Raw genomic sequence first — 384 nt, 5'->3', positions numbered from 1 at the left:
CGACAAGCGTCACGGCGAAGATGACCAGCACCGGCTGGTCGGTGGCGCGCGCATTCTTGCTCAGATACCTGCCGGTGAACTTCGGCATCTGGGCGACGACGAGAATGACATAGGCGGCAAAGAACGCGTTGGCGCCGATCGAATAGGCAAGCGGAGCGTGCAGCAGCAACGCCACCAGAAGCGCAAAGACGCCGAAGCAGGCAGACACAGCAAACAGCATGTGGCGCTGCATGGGTTTGTCTATCGGAGCTTCGGCGGCCATGGTGGTTCCAGCCCTGGATAGCGCTAATCCGGTGTGGCCGATTTCATGGCACGCCGCAAGATGCGATCGAGTTCGCCCAGAAACCGCGACCGGTCTTGCGGCGCGAAGCTGGCATTGTAGCC

The 384-nt window shown here is 61.5% G+C and carries 2 pseudogenes; both read right to left on the bottom strand.

The annotated features are described in order from the left end of the window. Positions 1–262, bottom strand: a pseudogene (locus tag EN993_RS36790) (DUF1345 domain-containing protein); the annotation flags it as partial. 23 nt (positions 263–285) lie between these two features. After that, a pseudogene (locus tag EN993_RS36785) lies at positions 286–384 on the bottom strand (YaiI/YqxD family protein); the annotation flags it as partial.

Origin of the sequence: Mesorhizobium sp. M7D.F.Ca.US.004.01.2.1 (assembly GCF_003997785.1) — a bacterium.
GTDB classification, from domain to species: Bacteria; Pseudomonadota; Alphaproteobacteria; order Rhizobiales; family Rhizobiaceae; genus Mesorhizobium; species Mesorhizobium loti.
This window is presented reverse-complemented; position numbering and strand designations above follow the sequence as displayed.